The organism is Rhodococcus sp. NPDC127593 (assembly GCF_042671975.1).
Taxonomy (GTDB): Bacteria; Actinomycetota; Actinomycetes; order Mycobacteriales; family Mycobacteriaceae; genus Rhodococcus_F.
The window spans coordinates 14,042-28,391 of record NZ_JBHXWI010000095.1; the positions used below are offsets into that span (position 1 = coordinate 14,042).

A 14,350-nucleotide genomic window follows, 5' to 3' on the forward strand; every position below is an offset into this window, starting at 1 on the left:
CCCAGCAGCACAGAAGTATTCGGAACACCACCGACCCCATCCCCTCTTGCGAAACACTGCCGGAAATGACACAGTAATTTGTAAGTTGTCCGTATGTATCAATTATCAAATGGAGTTTCAGTGCAGGTTCATCGCGCAGATCGCGCCGCACTTCGCGCGGCCACCGCGGTGGTCGGGGTCGGCACGACCGAATTCGGCAATCTACCGGGTTCCTCCGCCGACGATTTGGCCTTGACCGCACTCGAGGCCGCACTCGCCGATGCCGGATTGACCGCGCGCGACCTCGACGGGTTGATCGTGAACCGGGTGAGCAGTTACGAGACGGTGGCCTCGCGGATGGGAATCGAGCCACGTTGGACGGCGCAGCTGCCGGCAGAGGGACGTATGACCGGCATCGCCATCCAGATGGCGGTACTGGCCATCACGACCGGAATGGCCTCCACCATCGCGCTGGTGTACGGCAACAATGGGCGCTCGGGTGGGCACACCTATGGAGGCGGCGGCGCGAGCGCCAGCGCGGCCGCCGAGGGATACGGCACCAATCCGGCGCTGACCTTGCCGTACGGGATGACCTCGCCCGGAGCTTTCTACGCGATGATGTTCCAGCGGCACTGTGCGCAGTACGGCACCACCGCCGAACAACTGGCGCAGGTCGCGGTCACCCTGCGAGACCACGCATCGCTGAATCCGCACGCCGTGTTCAAAGATCCCATCTCACGCGAGATCTACCTCGAGTCCCGATTCATCGTCGAACCGCTGAAGATCTACGACTACTGCCTGATCAACGACGGCGGGGTGGCCATGATCCTCACATCTGCTGAGAGAGCCCGAGACTGCGCTCAACCGCCCGTGCATGTCCTGGGGTTCGGACAACAAGGTCAGCTATGCAACTCCGATTTCCCCCCGGACGACTTCTGGCGCGAGGCGATCGCCACCGCAGGGCAGCAGGCGTACACAATGGCCGATTGCAGCCGGGCCGACGTCGATGTCCTGATGGCATACGACAACTTCAGCCCCAATGTGCTTTTCACCCTGGAGGGCCTCGGATTCTGTGCACCGGGCGAGTCCGGAGCATGGATCCAAGACGGCCGAATCGGGCTGCGCGGTGAGCTGCCGATCAACACCTCCGGCGGTCATCTGTCGGAAAGTTACATGCAAGGGTGGGCGCTGAACGTCGAGGCCGTCCGCCAGCTGAGGAGAACCTGCGGAGACCGCCAGGTACAGGATGCGACCATCGCCCAATACCTGTGCGCCGCTCCCGTAGTGACCTCGGTCGTGTACGGAGCGCAGGCATGAACCCCCGATATCTGTTGACCGCCCACCTCGAGGGGCTGGCCCGCCATGAGCTGTTGATCAGCGTCTGCGCGGCCTGCGGAACCCAGCAATTTCCGCCGAAAGCGGTCTGCACTCGATGCGGAAGCACGGAGAGCCCCCGGTGGAACCGGGTGAGCGGCGAGGGACAGTTGTGGACGTGTGCAACCTTCCACAAGACCTACCTGACCGGTTTCCACCTACCGAACCCGTACGTCGTCGCAGTCATCGAACTCGACGAGGGCGCCAAGATCTACGGGAACCTCGCCGGGGTGCCAACGTCCTCCTCGCTCCGGATCGGGCAGCGAGTCCGCGCCGAATTCACTACCACCGACGACGGAGAGTCACACCTGATCTTCGTCCCAGCCGACAAGGAAGGCACATGACCCACACAGCCCCCTCTCGCGGCCCGCTCCGTGGATTACGCGTTGTCGAGATCGCCGCGCTCGGGTCGGCACCGTTCGCCGCGATGATGCTCGCCGACGCCGGCGCGGAAGTTTTGCGCATCAACCGGCCCGGCCAGAACACAAACGACGTCGGCATCCTCGGACGATGCCGGGCCGGCGAACTGAGTCTCGATTTGAAGGATCCACACGAACGCGACCGTGCTCTCGATGCCATCGGACACGCCGACGTGCTCATCGAAGGATTCCGGCCGGGTGTGATGGAACGTCTTGGGCTGGGGCCTGACATCTGCCTGGGACGAAATCCTGCATTGATCTACGCCAGGATGACCGGCTGGGGGCAGGACGGACCGCTCGCGAATACCGCTGGGCACGATATCAACTATCTCGCGCTGACCGGTGCCCTCCGGTCCATCACCCGCCAGGGGGAAGTTCCCGTTCCGCCGCTCAACCTCGTAGGTGATTACGGCGGCGGCGGGATGCTTCTGGTCACAGGAATACTCGCCGCGCTCTACGAGCGGGTGACGAGCAATGTCGGTCAGGTCGTCGACGCCGCGATGATCGACGGAACCAGCCTGCTGATGAGCGGTATCTGGAATCGGAAGTCCACCGGGAACTGGTCGAGCGAACCCGGCACGAACAGCATCGACAGCGGTTCGCACTTCTACAACGTCTACCGAACCGCAGACGACGCTTTCATGGCCGTGGGCAGTATCGAGCCGCAGTTCTACCAGCGGCTACTCCGCGGTCTCGGGCTCGCCGACACCGACCTGCCGGCACAACAGGACCAGGCGCAGTGGCCGGCCATGAAGGATCGGTTCGCGAGTATCTTCCGGACGAAAACCCGCGAAGAATGGACGGCGGTCTTCGCCGAACTCGACGCGTGCGTATCCCCCGTCCTCACGCTCGACGAGGCGGTGACCGACCCGCACATGCAGTCCCGGGGCACCCTTCTCCGGGAGGATCGCGTCGAACCGGCGCCCGCTCCCCGATACAGCAGAACACCGGGCGCCGCCAACGGCGGCGAGAGCAAGCCCGCAGAGACCTTGATGACGCAGTGGGCGTCGACCATCTGCGCGACGGCGGCGACAACCAGAACAGGACAGCACTGATGGCGGCACCCTCGATCACCACCAGAACGATCGACGATGGCCTGACCCTCGCAGAGAACATCGGCTTTACCGAGGGACCGGTGTGGACCACCGACGGCCGATTGTTCGTCACGAGCCTCAGCCGCGGCGCGCTGTACGAGGTCTTCCTCGACGGTCGCCCGGCTGTGGCGGCCGCCGAAACCGGTGGCGGACCGAACGGCATGACGCTCGGGCGCGACGGGCGACTGTGGATCACCCAGAATGGTGGCGACGTGATGCCTACCCGATCACAGCTGCCGGTCTCTCCGTCCATCCAAGTCTGGGACTACCGTGCTCCCGCCACGCCGAGCATCATCTCCAGCGGAAATGTAGACGCCCCGTCGGACTGCACGTTCGGGCCGGACGGCGCCCTCTGGTTCACCGACCCGAACGGACACGGCTTCGGCGACGCGGCCCTGCCAGGTCGCGTCTGGAGATACGATCCCGCGGCCGATCACGCAACAGTCGTTCTCGACGACGTCTTCTTCCCCAATGGCATCGCGTTCGGGCCCTACCCGGAACACCTGTACGTCGCCGAGACCGCCCGAAACCGGGTACGCCGCTACCTGGTCACCGCCCACACCGCGACCGTCGATCATGACTTCCCGCAGATCGCTGTCTCCACCCCCGACGGCATCACCATCGACGCGCAGGGCGGGCTGTGGGTGGCGGGCAGCAAATCGGGAACCGTCACCTACTTCGACCCGGCCGGGCAGATGCGTGAGCAGTTGGCGATCGGTGAAGGAACGATGCCCACCAGCGTCTGCTTCGCCGGCCCCGCGCTCGACCGTCTCATTGTCACCGTCGCCAAGGGCGGGCGCGTGCTCGCCTTTCCCGTCGAAATCCCCGGCTCCCCCACCCCACCTGCAGCTGCCCCAATCGTTTCATCGCCTGCACAACCCGAGGAACTCCAATGACCGCATCAGCTCCTACCGCACACACCTGGGGGGCATTGCTGCACGAAATGGCCGACCGCTTCCCCATCCGCGCCGCGATCTCTTTCGAAGGCACCGATATCACCTTCGCCGAGCTCGATCACGAGGTCAGCCGATGGTCGAAGGCACTGCTAGCCATAGGGATCGGCCGCGGTGACTCGATCGCCATCTTGGCAGGTAACCGACCCGAATGGCTGTACACCGCGATGGCCGGGGCCCGGATAGGCGCCGCCGTCGTGCCGATCAACACCTGGTACAAGACCGATGAGCTCTCGTACGCGCTCGACCACGGCGATGTGAAGGCCCTGCTGTTCTTCGACCGGCTGCGCGGCACGGACTATGTGCCCATAGTCGCGGGCACCGTCGCGGCGGCCGCCAAGGAACCCGGCACCGACGGCGTACTCCACGACACGGCATTGCCGGCGTTGCGCCAGGTCGTCGAGCTCGGAGAGCACCGCCTCCCGGCTGCGGTACCGCTACACCAGTTCCTCGGGCGCGGAGAGCAGATCAGCGATGCGGTACTGGCCGGCGCCGAAGCCGCTGTCGAGCCGGACGACCTCGTGTACCTCATCTACACCAGTGGCAGCACGGCGCGACCGAAGTGTGTCGCGCTCGAACACCACCACGCCATCGTCAATACCTTCAACATCGGCGAACGGCAGGCGCTCGACGAGCAGGACCGGTCCTTTCTCGCGACACCGCTGTTCTACGGACTCGGTGTCGTCCAGGCCCTCGGCGCGACCTGGACCCACGGCGCGTGCGTGGTTCTCATGGAGGTGTACGAACCCGGCCGAGCCCTCGAACTGCTCGAACGTGAACGCTGCACCGCCTACTACGGACTGGGCAACATGACCCGGAGCCTCGTCGACCATCCCGACCGCGCTCGCCGCCAACTCAGCCTTCGCAAGGGTGTCCTCGGCCTGAGCAAAGCAGACCGTCAACTCGCCCGCGCCGCACTCGGACTGACCCTGGGTACCAGCATCTACGGATTGACCGAGTCCTACGGGTTGTGCGCGCTGACCGATGCCCACGACCCCGTCGAGCGGGCCGAGGGCACCATCGGCCGCCCCCTCCCCGACTGGGACATCCGCGTCGCCGACCCGGAAACCGACGACCCGCTACCGGCCGGTGAAATCGGACAGATCCTGATCCGCGGACACGTCATGCGCGGGTATTACAAGGATCCCGACCGCAATCGCGAGGTCATGACCACCGACGGCTTCTTCCGCACCGGCGACCTCGGATACATGGACGGGCACGGGTACCTGCACTTCCACTCCCGGCTCTCGGAGATGATGAAACCCGGCGGCATCAACGTCAGCCCCCTCGAAGTAGAACTACTGGTCGGGGAGATCGCCGGCGTCCGTGAAGTGCATGCCGTGGGCATCCCCGACATCGTCCGCGGTGAGGCAATCGTCGTCTTCGTCGACGCCGACCGCGACGACGTCACCCTCGCCCGGATCCAGGACCACGTCCGCAGCAAGGCCGCCAAGTACAAAGCCCCGCATCATGTGATCTTCGGAACCAGCGCCGGCTTCCCGCGGGTCGCCAGCGGCAAGGTACCCAAGGCCCGGCTACGCGAACGTGCGCTCATCGAACTCGGGCTCGACGCCACCGGGATGCCCAGCCCGGCGGTTTCCACTCCGCTCGCCGACCACTGACACAGATGGACTCTCACGTGAATTTCGAAATCCCCGAGGAAGAACAACTCCTCATCCAGACTGTCCGCGACTTCATCGACCGTGATGTGAAGCCCGTCGTGAACGAGATGGAACACCGGAACGAGTACCCCGAGAAATTCATCGAACAGATGAAGGAAATCGGCATCTACGGGCTGGCCGTTCCCGAAGAATTCGGGGGCGCCCCGGTTTCGATGCCGTGCTATGTCCAGGTCACCGAGGAACTCTCGCGCGGCTGGATGAGCTTGGCCGGCGCGATGGGCGGTCACACCGTCGTCGCGAAACTGCTCACCACCTTCGGAACCGCCGAGCAGAAGGCCACGTACCTTCCCCGGATGGCCACCGGCGAACTGCGCGCGACCATGGCCCTGACCGAGCCCGGCGGCGGCTCCGACCTCCAGGCGATGCGCACCCATGCACGCCTCGACGGAGACGAATACCTAGTCAGCGGTTCGAAGACCTGGATCAGCAATGCGCGCCGGTCCGGGCTCATCGCCCTGCTCTGCAAGACTGACCCCCAGGCCACCCCGAAGCACAAGGGCATCTCCATCCTGCTCGTCGAGCACGGCCCCGGTCTGACCGTCTCCCGTGATCTCCCCAAGCTTGGGTACAAGGGTGTGGAGACCTGCGAGATCTCCTTCGACAACTTCCGAGTTCCCTCGTCGGCGGTACTCGGCGGCGCCGAGGGACACGGTTTCGCCCAGATGATGCAGGGCCTCGAGACCGGTCGCATCCAGGTCGCCTCCCGCGCCCTTGGTGTTGGCCGCGCCGCGCTCGAAGACGCACTGCAATACGCACAGGATCGACAGTCATTCGGTAAGCCGATCTGGAAGCATCAAGCCATCGGTCACCAACTCGCCGACATGGCGACCAAACTCACCGCCGCACGTCAGCTGACCCAGTTCGCGGCACGTCGATTCGACGCGGGGCTCCGCTGTGATATGGAGGCTGGAATGGCGAAGTTGTTCGCCTCCGAGACAGCGATGGAGATCGCATTGTCCGCGTTGCGTATTCACGGCGGATACGGCTACTCGACCGAGTACGACGTCGAGCGGTACTTCCGCGACGCCCCCTTGATGATCGTCGGTGAGGGCACGAACGAAATCCAGAAGAATGTCATTGCAGCGCAGCTAGTTCAGAGAGGCGGAGTGTAGTCCATGACTTCCATAGGTTTACCACTGAGAAGCGATGTCGTCAGTTTGGAGCCGCAGGGCCTCAAGGGTGTCGCCTGCCGGGTGTGCAGCCGACGCTCCTTCCCGGAGCGGTCACTGTGCCCTCATTGCGGGTCTGACGCTGTCGACAACGTCATGCTGGCCGGCCTGGGTCGAGTCACCAGCTGGACCGTCGTGCACCAAGCCCCGCCGCCGTTGCAGACGCCGTACACCCTGGTGACCGTCGATCTCGACGACGGTGTCCGATTGTTGGGCGCGGCGACAGGTGCCGTCGAGATCGACGACGAAGTTGCTGTCGAGTTGTTCACATTGAAGACCGATTCCACCGGAGAACCACTGTGGTGGTACCGCTTCCGGGGCACCGAGGAGAACCGATGAGCGAGACTTACATTGCCGGCGCCGGCATGGTGCGATTCGGCAAGTACCCCGTCGACGTCACGTTCGAGAAACTTGCCGTCGGCGCAGCGCGCGAAGCGATGTCCGATGCGGGCGTGAGCACCAAGGACATCGAATCCGTCTACGTCGGGCATGTCTTCGGCGGTCCGGTTGCCGGCCAACGCGTCGCGGCGCAGATGGGCCTGGGCGGACTTCCCGTCTCCAACCACGAAAACTATTGCGCCAGCGGTGCGACCGCGATCCGCGAAGCCTGGATCGCAATCAAGGCCGGCCTGTACGACATCGTGCTGGTCATCGGTGCGGAGAAGATGACCGACCGTGTCTCCGGTGGGGTCATGCCCGACCCCACGGACCTCGATGCCATCAACGGCCTTGTCATGGCCGCCAATCACGGGATGAGCGCTCGGCGGTACATGTCCGACCACGGTGCCACCCGCGAGCAGATTGCCGCGGTGGCCGTGAAAAATCACGCCCACTCGGTACACAACCCGTTCGCTCAATACCAGCGGCCGATCAGTTTGCAGGAAGTCGTCGACGCCCGCACCATCGCCGATCCACTGGGACTGCTCGATTGCAGTCCCATCAGCGACGGCGCCGCCGCGGTGGTGCTGTGCAGTGCTGCCGGACTCGCCAAACTCGGGCGATCATCAGCTCCGCGCGTCGCCGGCTGTGCCCTGGTCAGCGGCAAGGTCGTCACTGCCGACACCAACCTCAACGACGAGGACGTGTCCCGCCGCGCGGGCGAACAGGCCTGGGACATCAGCGGATACGGGCCCGAAGACATCGACCTGGTAGAAATGCACGACTGCTTCACGATCGCCGAGATCGTCCGCCTGGAAGGCCTCGGCGTTGTCCCCGTCGGCGAGGGAGGTAGGTGGGCCGAGAACGGTAACACCTCGATCGGCGGCAAACTCCCCGTCAACGCCAGCGGTGGCCTCCTCAGTCGTGGACACCCAGTAGGTGCCACCGGTGTCGCGCAAATCTGCGAGCTCACCTGGCAACTCACTGACCGTGCCGGTCAACGGCAGGTCGACAAAGCGAATATCGGGCTCGCCTACTGCAAGGGAGGCACCGTCAGCGGCACCGACGGCGGCTCTGTCACAGTACTGCTGGTGACGCGATGACCACCTCCACGTTCACCACGATCGATCTCACCGACACCGCCCGGCCCGCCGGCGCACCCGCCTCCTCGGTCGTGGTGCTCGTCTACCGCGGCACAGAAAGTGACCAGACGATCGACACCGCGGACCTGGAGCAGACGGTGGCGCATCCGCTGATGGCTGCCTTTTCCGCCGTTCAGCATCACTGGCCGGCCATCACCGAAGCACGCCATCGTGGCCGGGTTGTCGTCCTCGCCCCGGCGACGGCGGCACTGGGAGACCCGCTCAGGCCGTTGGACTGCGCGGTTACCGGGGCTCTGATCAGTTTCGTCCGGTCTGTCGCAATCGAGTTGCAGCGGCACGGCGGCGCCGCGAACGCAGTCTTCTACAACACCGATCCCAACGAACCAGCCGTTACCGAGCTGATCGCGGCGCTCACCGCCGAGCATGCCGCTGCGGTGACCGGTCAGGAAATTTACGCCGCCAACGGCACCGACCTCGGAAGGCTGCACCCATGAGATCCGACGACCAGAGAGTTGCAGAACGGCCTCGCGTCGCCTTCATCACCGGCGCTGCGGGCGGTATCGGGCGGGGCATCACCGAACACTTGGCCGAACTCGGATACAGCATCGGCCTTTCAGACATCTCCGAAACCGGATTGCGAGCAGTAGCGAGCGATATCACTGAGGCCACCGGTGCCGCTGTGTCCGTCCGCGCCGCGGACCTCGCCGACCGGGAATCCGTGCAAGCCGCGGTCGATGCCACCGTCTCCCGGCTCGGTGGGCTCGATGTTCTGGTGAACTGTGCGGGGATCCTCAAGGACGCCCGAATCGAGAAGATGGATCCCGCGGTCTTCCGGCAGGTTCTCGAGGTCAATCTGATCGGAATGCTGACCACCACTGCCGCCGCATTGCCGGCGCTGCGCCGCTCGGGAACCGGCCGTATCATTTCGCTGACCTCACGCGCCTGGCTGGGCAACTTCGGCTCCACCAACTACGCCGCCTCCAAGGGCGGGATCGCCGGCGTGAGTAGAAGCCTCTCGCTGGGTCTTGCAACCGACGGCATCACCGTCAACTGCATTGCGCCCGGGTTCATCGAAACACCGATGTCGAATTCGATGCCCGACGAGATTATCGAGCGGGTGCGTCAATCCATCCCGGTCGGTCGAGTGGGACAGCCCGTCGATGTCGCACGGGCCGTTGCGTTCCTTGCCGACGCCGATGCCGGTTACGTTACCGGGCAGAGCATTCCGGTATGCGGAGGACGAAGCATTAGCGGCTCGATGAGGAAAGACACCGTTTCGTCGTAACAAGACGGGTGCAGAGAATGAATAGGCCGAAGTGTTCGGCGAGTCTCCCGAGGGACTGCATCGCCTGGTGCTGCGAATAAACGAGGCACGGTCAGCTAAAGCGAGACGAATGACCGCCCGTCGCTACACGCTCGACGAGATTGACAGTAGGTATGTGGTCTGGGCGACGCCACGATCGTTCGCGGAAATCCAACTACCCTAAGGACACGGAGGAAGAGATGCCGCAAGTTCCTGACATTGAAGCCCGAATCGACCGCCTTGAAAGCCAACGTGCCATCGAACGCCTCATCGGGCAGTACGCCCATGCCTTTGACCTGCAAGACATCGACACACTGCGAAGCATCTGGCACGAAGGCGCAACGCTAAGCCTCGGCGAACCCTTCGGCAACTTCACAGGTGTGGATGCGATCGTAGGCGCGGCCCACCAGCTCTGGTCCCAGAGCCCGCGGATGCATCATTGGATGTCGAACGCTGTGATCGACATCGACGGCGACACTGCCAGAGCCACGACCGCCCTCGATTGCTTCGTCACCAACATCGAGTCGGGCCCTACACAGGTGGGCGGTATCTACCACGACCGATTCGAGCGACAAGACGGTCAATGGGGCATGGTCGAGCGTGTCTTCGACCTGCACTACTTCACGCCGATCAAGAGCTGGACACCGGCGCACGGCAGCGAAACAACTCCGCTGTCGGTACCTGACCCTCGCTAGTCATACCAACACGAAAGGCATCAACATGACTACTCCCGTCCAAACAAACGATCTCAGTGACAAAGTCGCAATCGTCACCGGCGCAGCCAGCGGTATTGGGCGAGCCACCGTGGAATTGTTGGTAGAGCGCGGGGTCCGGGTCGTCGCTGAAGACCGCAACGTTGCCGTCGAGGCGCTAGCTAGCCCGAGCGTCGCCCCGCTAGTCGCCGATGTCACCGACGAGGACAGTGCCCGCCGTGCCGTTGCGCTCGCCCAGCAGCGATTCGGCGGGCTCGACATTCTGGTCAACAACGCCGGGATCATCATCAACAAAACCGTCGCCGATATGACCCTCGACGACTGGAATTCGATACTCGCGGTCAACGCCACGGGCGCATTTCTGCACTCCCGAGAAGCCGTACGGACTATGACGCCGCAGAAGTCGGGTGCGATTGTCAACGTCGGTTCCTACGCGTGCTTCCAAGCTTTTCCCACAATCGCGGCATATGCAGCCTCGAAAGGCGCACTCGCTCAGCTGACTCGCGCGCTGGCCCTCGAAGTCATCGAACACGGAATCCGCGTCAACGCCGTCGGGTCGGGCGACGTGATCACCCACATCCTCGATGAGATACACGAAGACGGATCGGGCTTCCTCGCCGAGCACGGCAGCGGGACGCCGATCGGCCGCGCCGCCCAGCCACGCGAAATCGCGCAAGTCATAGCATTTCTGGCCTCGGAACAAGCAGCGTATCTCGTCGGATCGATCGTCATGGCCGACGGCGGGATGAGCGTCGCCGCCGGATGATGACCAGGTGCGGAAGGGGGCGGGCCGCCACCACGTCGAGTCGCCGAGAACTTGTTGATCCGGAGCTCGATGACACTGGAACCACCGCCCGATTCGTCGTCGCCGTCGGCATCGGTCCCGCGCTCGCTATAAACCACACACTCGGCCGCGGAGTGCTTACGCAACGGCACGTTCGCGCCCATAGCCAACCCAACTCCAACTATCTCGTCACCGAGGGCAGCGGTCGCACTCACAGCAGCGCTAGCCACCCTTCCTCGACTCGATCACCCCTTGGGGAGGAATGTCAATGAACGCCAATCCGTCCACAGACACAACTGCCTCGACGCCCGACCTGAGCGCCGAGACCGCCATCGTCACCGGCGGCAGCCGCGGCATCGGAGCTGCGATCGTCAAAGCGCTTGTAGGTGCACGAGCCACTGTCGTGATCGCCGGCGGCTCGGAAAAACACGGCCGCGACCTAGCCGCCGAGCTAGGCTGCCACTACTTGCCCCACGACGTCAGCTCCGAACAGTCCTGGGAGACACTCCTCTCCCGAGTCCGGGAAGACTTAGGCGACGTCACGGTTCTGATCAACAACGCTGGCGTGCTCGATCCAGGTCACGACATCAGCGAAACCAGCGTAGAGAATTTCGAGCGCCACTACCGCGTCAACCAGCTCGGCGTATTCCTCGGAATGCGCACAGTGGCGGCAGATATGAAGCAAAGGGGCTCGGGCTCGATCATCAACCTGTCCTCCATCGGCGGTCACCGCGGTTACGCGAATCAGATTGGCTATTCGACGACTAAGTGGGCGGTACGCGGCATGACAAAATGCGCTGCGGTCGAATTGGGACCGTATGGGGTGCGCGTAAACTCCGTTGCGCCCGGATTCATCAGCACCACGATGATCGACGTCATGCCAGACGAGCAAATCGATGCGGTCACCCGTGCCACACCGTTGCGGCGGCGTGGCACGGCCGACGAGATCGCGCGGGCAGTTCTGTTTCTCGCATCCTCGGAATGTTCGTTCATGAATGGCACCGAACTGGTCGTTGATGGAGGTTTGTCGCTCTAGCTGTATGAAGCCGCATGACAGTTCTATTGTTAGCGAACAATGACCTCGGTCACGATACAGAGACTCGGGTGCCCTCAACCCGAGCGGCATATGCACAGCGGTGGTCGGGGACATGTAGCGGCGCCGTCACTGCTGTGTTCCGGTCGCGACGATGCCGTCGCCGCAGCTACTGGGTCTCGTAGCCGGAGCCAGCGCTAAGCCTGAATCCGTGGATCGCTGATTTCGGTCGGATTCGTTTGTGATGCGCACAGGTGATGCTGTTCGGGGTGTAGTTGATCTGCTGACCTGGTTGTCAGCTCATCCACGTTCGTTGTGTTCCTGGGGTTGGGGCCGGTGCGGCCGGTGTGTCGAGGGTCAGGCTGCTTGGGGTGGCGTGTAGTCGATGGTGTTGTCCCAGAGGGATGTCCAGTGCGCTTGTCGTGGCCAGTGAGCTGGCAGGTGGAGCACGGGTTTGCGTGCGGGCCGGGCGAATCGGGCGGGAACGTTGACCAGGTGCCGGCGCAGGCTGGCGCCGCGGGCGACGGCGTGGTGTCCGCCGGCGAGAGTGCCGGCGGCGCGCAACAGATTGTGGGTGATCGCGGCGCAGAGCACCCAGGCGCTGTTCGCGCCGAACCGTCCCGACGGGATGTGCGCGAGGGGTCCGTCGATCAGGTCCGCGAACACCGTTTCCATGATCGCGTGCTTGCGGTGGGTGATATCTGCCTCGACGGTCGACAGATCGGAATTGGTGAAGAACGGGTGGTAGCGCCACACCGGGACGCCCCCAAGCACTGCGTGCAGGGAGGGACCCCCACGCATCCGGGGTAATTCGCGTCCTTGACCCGGCGCACGATCAGGCGGGCGGTGACCCGGTGGCGGCCGGAGAACGCGGTGTACGAGGTCTCGGCGACCTCGGCGTCGGAGATCAGCTCCCCGGTCTCGGGGTCGATAACCGCACCTTCGGTAGTGCACCGGCATCCACTTGTGCTCGTCGATGCCGTCGATGGCCCGGGTGATCCGCGGATTACGGGTCATCACCAGGGAGAACTCGATACCCGCGGCGACCGCGGCGCCGATAACGGCCTTGTTCCCGAACGCCGAATCACCGCGGACCATGATCTTGCCGTGCGCCCCGCAGGCGCGGGCGGTGGTGATCGCCGAACGCAGCTGGGAGGCGGCGCCGCGGCCGGATCCCGTCTTGCCGGCCCGCAGCCGCATCTCGGTGATCACCGGCGCCGCCTGCGCGGTGGACAGGGTCGTGACCAGCGGCGACAGTCCCTTGCGGAGCAGGGCGCGGCCGGCGATCTTCGCATGCCCGTAGGACGCTCCTTGTTTCTGGTGTCCGTAGACCGGGCGCAACAGCGAGTCGATGTCGAGGAACGCCCGCTCGGCGATGCCGGGCAGCAGCGGGGTGCGGGCGGCGAGGGCGATCAGGTGTCGGCGCAGCACCGACCCGAGTTGGAGGCTGTGCCCGAAGGTGAACTCGCGCAAGAATATCCCCAGTGTCGACGGCGCGTACACCTGATCGAACAGGGCGGGCATCCCACCGGCCCGGAGCAGGTTCATGTTGTCGATGACGTCCGCTCCGGTGCACATTCCGGCGATGATCGAGGTCAATTTCCCGACCGGGTTCACCGCACCCGAGGCCACCCGTGTGGAGTCGAGGCGGACATGAGTGTCGATCAACTCCGACAGTCCTGCCTGTTCGGCCAGTTCCAGCACCGGAACCAGACCGGCAGACGACACGAGATTGCGTTCGTCGAACACAGCGGATTCGGCCGTGAACGTGTGCGATGATTGCACTGAAAGTGCCATTCCGTATGTGGACAGTTGTGACGTGAGAATCTTGATTGTCTCACTACGGGAGGCACTTTCACTGTTCACTCGCCGACGATCCCGCTACACCCTCCACGGATTCAGGCTTAGATACTGCGGACGTGCGGACCATGAGAGGGTCACGTCTCTTCACGGAACACATTCCGACTGTCGATGCGACTTCGGTTAGGCGAATGAAGGACGCTGGAGCCCATTCCCATAGGAAAAACGAATGTTCCGGAGTTCTCGTACCGGACCGAAACAGACAACCTGGTCTCAGGAAAAACATTGAACCCGTACAACGTTGATCGTACATTGGGTGGCTCCAGCGGTGGGGAGGCAGCCGCCATAGCCACGGGAATGTCTCCTATTGGGCTGGGTAGTGATGTGGCGATCTCAGTTCGCGGCCCCACTGCACCGCCGCAGGGAGCCGATCAGTCACAAGCGGTGAACCCACCGAGCGGATGATCCGGCAAGCCGCCTTCAGCATGGTCTGCACCACCACCCCGGAAATCAAGTCCCGCATCCTGACCGCACGCACTCCCTAGTGGAACCGCCGACCGAGACGC

At 63.9% G+C, this 14,350-nt stretch carries 15 protein-coding genes and 1 pseudogene; 15 read left to right on the plus strand and 1 reads right to left on the minus strand.

Annotated features, from left to right (window positions below):
- The first annotated feature begins 120 nt into the window (after positions 1–120).
- From ACFVJ3_RS45520 to ACFVJ3_RS45585, 14 genes and pseudogenes are all read left to right on the plus strand, one after another.
- The gene (locus ACFVJ3_RS45520; protein WP_378458330.1) at positions 121–1,296 is read left to right on the plus strand and encodes a thiolase family protein; all 1,176 of its coding nucleotides are present in this window, start codon (positions 121–123) and stop codon (positions 1,294–1,296) included.
- Positions 1,293–1,697 (plus strand): Zn-ribbon domain-containing OB-fold protein, encoded by a 405-nt coding sequence (locus ACFVJ3_RS45525; RefSeq protein ID WP_378458331.1) that lies wholly within the window; start codon positions 1,293–1,295, stop codon positions 1,695–1,697. Before ACFVJ3_RS45520 ends, ACFVJ3_RS45525 begins: the two co-directional genes overlap by 4 nt.
- Positions 1,694–2,827, plus strand: a complete 1,134-nt coding sequence (locus ACFVJ3_RS45530) for a CaiB/BaiF CoA transferase family protein (RefSeq protein WP_378458332.1) — start codon at positions 1,694–1,696, stop codon at positions 2,825–2,827. The genes ACFVJ3_RS45525 and ACFVJ3_RS45530 overlap by 4 nt, the downstream gene beginning before the upstream one ends.
- Positions 2,827–3,762 carry an SMP-30/gluconolactonase/LRE family protein gene (locus tag ACFVJ3_RS45535; RefSeq protein WP_378458333.1) on the plus strand — a complete coding sequence of 312 codons (936 nt, stop codon included), beginning with the start codon at positions 2,827–2,829 and terminating at the stop codon, positions 3,760–3,762. The genes ACFVJ3_RS45530 and ACFVJ3_RS45535 overlap by 1 nt, the downstream gene beginning before the upstream one ends.
- Positions 3,759–5,441, plus strand: coding sequence for an AMP-binding protein (locus tag ACFVJ3_RS45540; protein ID WP_378458334.1), 1,683 nt, complete (start codon positions 3,759–3,761; stop codon positions 5,439–5,441). The genes ACFVJ3_RS45535 and ACFVJ3_RS45540 overlap by 4 nt, the downstream gene beginning before the upstream one ends.
- Positions 5,442–5,446: 5 nt before the next feature.
- Complete coding sequence (locus tag ACFVJ3_RS45545; protein WP_378458335.1) at positions 5,447–6,613, plus strand: acyl-CoA dehydrogenase family protein; 1,167 nt, start codon at positions 5,447–5,449, stop codon at positions 6,611–6,613.
- A 3-nt stretch (positions 6,614–6,616) separates the two neighbouring features.
- Positions 6,617–6,745, plus strand: a pseudogene (locus ACFVJ3_RS45550) (zinc ribbon domain-containing protein); the annotation flags it as partial.
- 21 nt (positions 6,746–6,766) lie between these two features.
- Positions 6,767–7,009: a Zn-ribbon domain-containing OB-fold protein gene (locus ACFVJ3_RS45555; RefSeq protein WP_378458343.1), complete on the plus strand. Its 243-nt coding sequence runs from the start codon at positions 6,767–6,769 to the stop codon at positions 7,007–7,009.
- On the plus strand, positions 7,006–8,151 hold the full coding sequence (locus ACFVJ3_RS45560) for a thiolase family protein (protein WP_378458336.1): 1,146 nt from the start codon (positions 7,006–7,008) through the stop codon (positions 8,149–8,151). The genes ACFVJ3_RS45555 and ACFVJ3_RS45560 overlap by 4 nt, the downstream gene beginning before the upstream one ends.
- Positions 8,148–8,645, plus strand: a complete 498-nt coding sequence (locus ACFVJ3_RS45565) for a hypothetical protein (RefSeq protein ID WP_378458337.1) — start codon at positions 8,148–8,150, stop codon at positions 8,643–8,645. The genes ACFVJ3_RS45560 and ACFVJ3_RS45565 overlap by 4 nt, the downstream gene beginning before the upstream one ends.
- A complete protein-coding gene (locus tag ACFVJ3_RS45570) occupies positions 8,642–9,436 on the plus strand; it encodes an SDR family oxidoreductase (protein ID WP_378458338.1) in 795 nt (264 codons plus the stop codon). Before ACFVJ3_RS45565 ends, ACFVJ3_RS45570 begins: the two co-directional genes overlap by 4 nt.
- Positions 9,437–9,654: 218 nt before the next feature.
- Complete coding sequence (locus tag ACFVJ3_RS45575; RefSeq protein ID WP_378458339.1) at positions 9,655–10,149, plus strand: nuclear transport factor 2 family protein; 495 nt, start codon at positions 9,655–9,657, stop codon at positions 10,147–10,149.
- A gap of 25 nt (positions 10,150–10,174) precedes the next feature.
- Positions 10,175–10,933, plus strand: coding sequence for an SDR family NAD(P)-dependent oxidoreductase (locus ACFVJ3_RS45580; protein ID WP_378458340.1), 759 nt, complete (start codon positions 10,175–10,177; stop codon positions 10,931–10,933).
- Positions 10,934–11,219: 286 nt separating this feature from the next.
- Positions 11,220–11,987 carry an SDR family NAD(P)-dependent oxidoreductase gene (locus ACFVJ3_RS45585; RefSeq protein ID WP_378458341.1) on the plus strand — a complete coding sequence of 256 codons (768 nt, stop codon included), beginning with the start codon at positions 11,220–11,222 and terminating at the stop codon, positions 11,985–11,987.
- Between the two features lie 354 nt (positions 11,988–12,341).
- Here ACFVJ3_RS45585 and ACFVJ3_RS45590 read toward each other — a convergent pair whose 3' ends face one another.
- Positions 12,342–13,781 carry an IS1380 family transposase gene (locus tag ACFVJ3_RS45590; protein ID WP_378458342.1) on the minus strand — a complete coding sequence of 480 codons (1,440 nt, stop codon included), beginning with the start codon at positions 13,779–13,781 and terminating at the stop codon, positions 12,342–12,344.
- A gap of 270 nt (positions 13,782–14,051) precedes the next feature.
- Here ACFVJ3_RS45590 and ACFVJ3_RS45595 point away from each other — a divergent pair, with 270 nt between their 5' ends.
- On the plus strand, positions 14,052–14,249 hold the full coding sequence (locus tag ACFVJ3_RS45595; RefSeq protein WP_378458344.1) for an amidase family protein: 198 nt from the start codon (positions 14,052–14,054) through the stop codon (positions 14,247–14,249).
- Positions 14,250–14,350 lie beyond the last annotated feature (101 nt).

Excerpts from the sequence above, each read along its gene's own strand:
- ACFVJ3_RS45525 (WP_378458331.1), top strand. The coding sequence starts at position 1,293 with ATGAACCCCCGATATCTGTTGACCGCCCACCTCGAGGGGCTGGCCCGC.
- ACFVJ3_RS45530 (WP_378458332.1), top strand. The coding sequence starts at position 1,694 with ATGACCCACACAGCCCCCTCTCGCGGCCCGCTCCGTGGATTACGCGTT.
- ACFVJ3_RS45535 (WP_378458333.1), top strand. The coding sequence starts at position 2,827 with ATGGCGGCACCCTCGATCACCACCAGAACGATCGACGATGGCCTGACC.
- ACFVJ3_RS45540 (WP_378458334.1), top strand. The coding sequence starts at position 3,759 with ATGACCGCATCAGCTCCTACCGCACACACCTGGGGGGCATTGCTGCAC.
- ACFVJ3_RS45545 (WP_378458335.1), top strand. The coding sequence starts at position 5,447 with ATGGACTCTCACGTGAATTTCGAAATCCCCGAGGAAGAACAACTCCTC.
- ACFVJ3_RS45555 (WP_378458343.1), top strand. The coding sequence starts at position 6,767 with ATGCTGGCCGGCCTGGGTCGAGTCACCAGCTGGACCGTCGTGCACCAA.
- ACFVJ3_RS45560 (WP_378458336.1), top strand. The coding sequence starts at position 7,006 with ATGAGCGAGACTTACATTGCCGGCGCCGGCATGGTGCGATTCGGCAAG.
- ACFVJ3_RS45565 (WP_378458337.1), top strand. The coding sequence starts at position 8,148 with ATGACCACCTCCACGTTCACCACGATCGATCTCACCGACACCGCCCGG.
- ACFVJ3_RS45570 (WP_378458338.1), top strand. The coding sequence starts at position 8,642 with ATGAGATCCGACGACCAGAGAGTTGCAGAACGGCCTCGCGTCGCCTTC.
- ACFVJ3_RS45575 (WP_378458339.1), top strand. The coding sequence starts at position 9,655 with ATGCCGCAAGTTCCTGACATTGAAGCCCGAATCGACCGCCTTGAAAGC.
- ACFVJ3_RS45580 (WP_378458340.1), top strand. The coding sequence starts at position 10,175 with ATGACTACTCCCGTCCAAACAAACGATCTCAGTGACAAAGTCGCAATC.
- ACFVJ3_RS45585 (WP_378458341.1), top strand. The coding sequence starts at position 11,220 with ATGAACGCCAATCCGTCCACAGACACAACTGCCTCGACGCCCGACCTG.
- ACFVJ3_RS45590 (WP_378458342.1), bottom strand. The coding sequence starts at position 13,781 with ATGGCACTTTCAGTGCAATCATCGCACACGTTCACGGCCGAATCCGCT.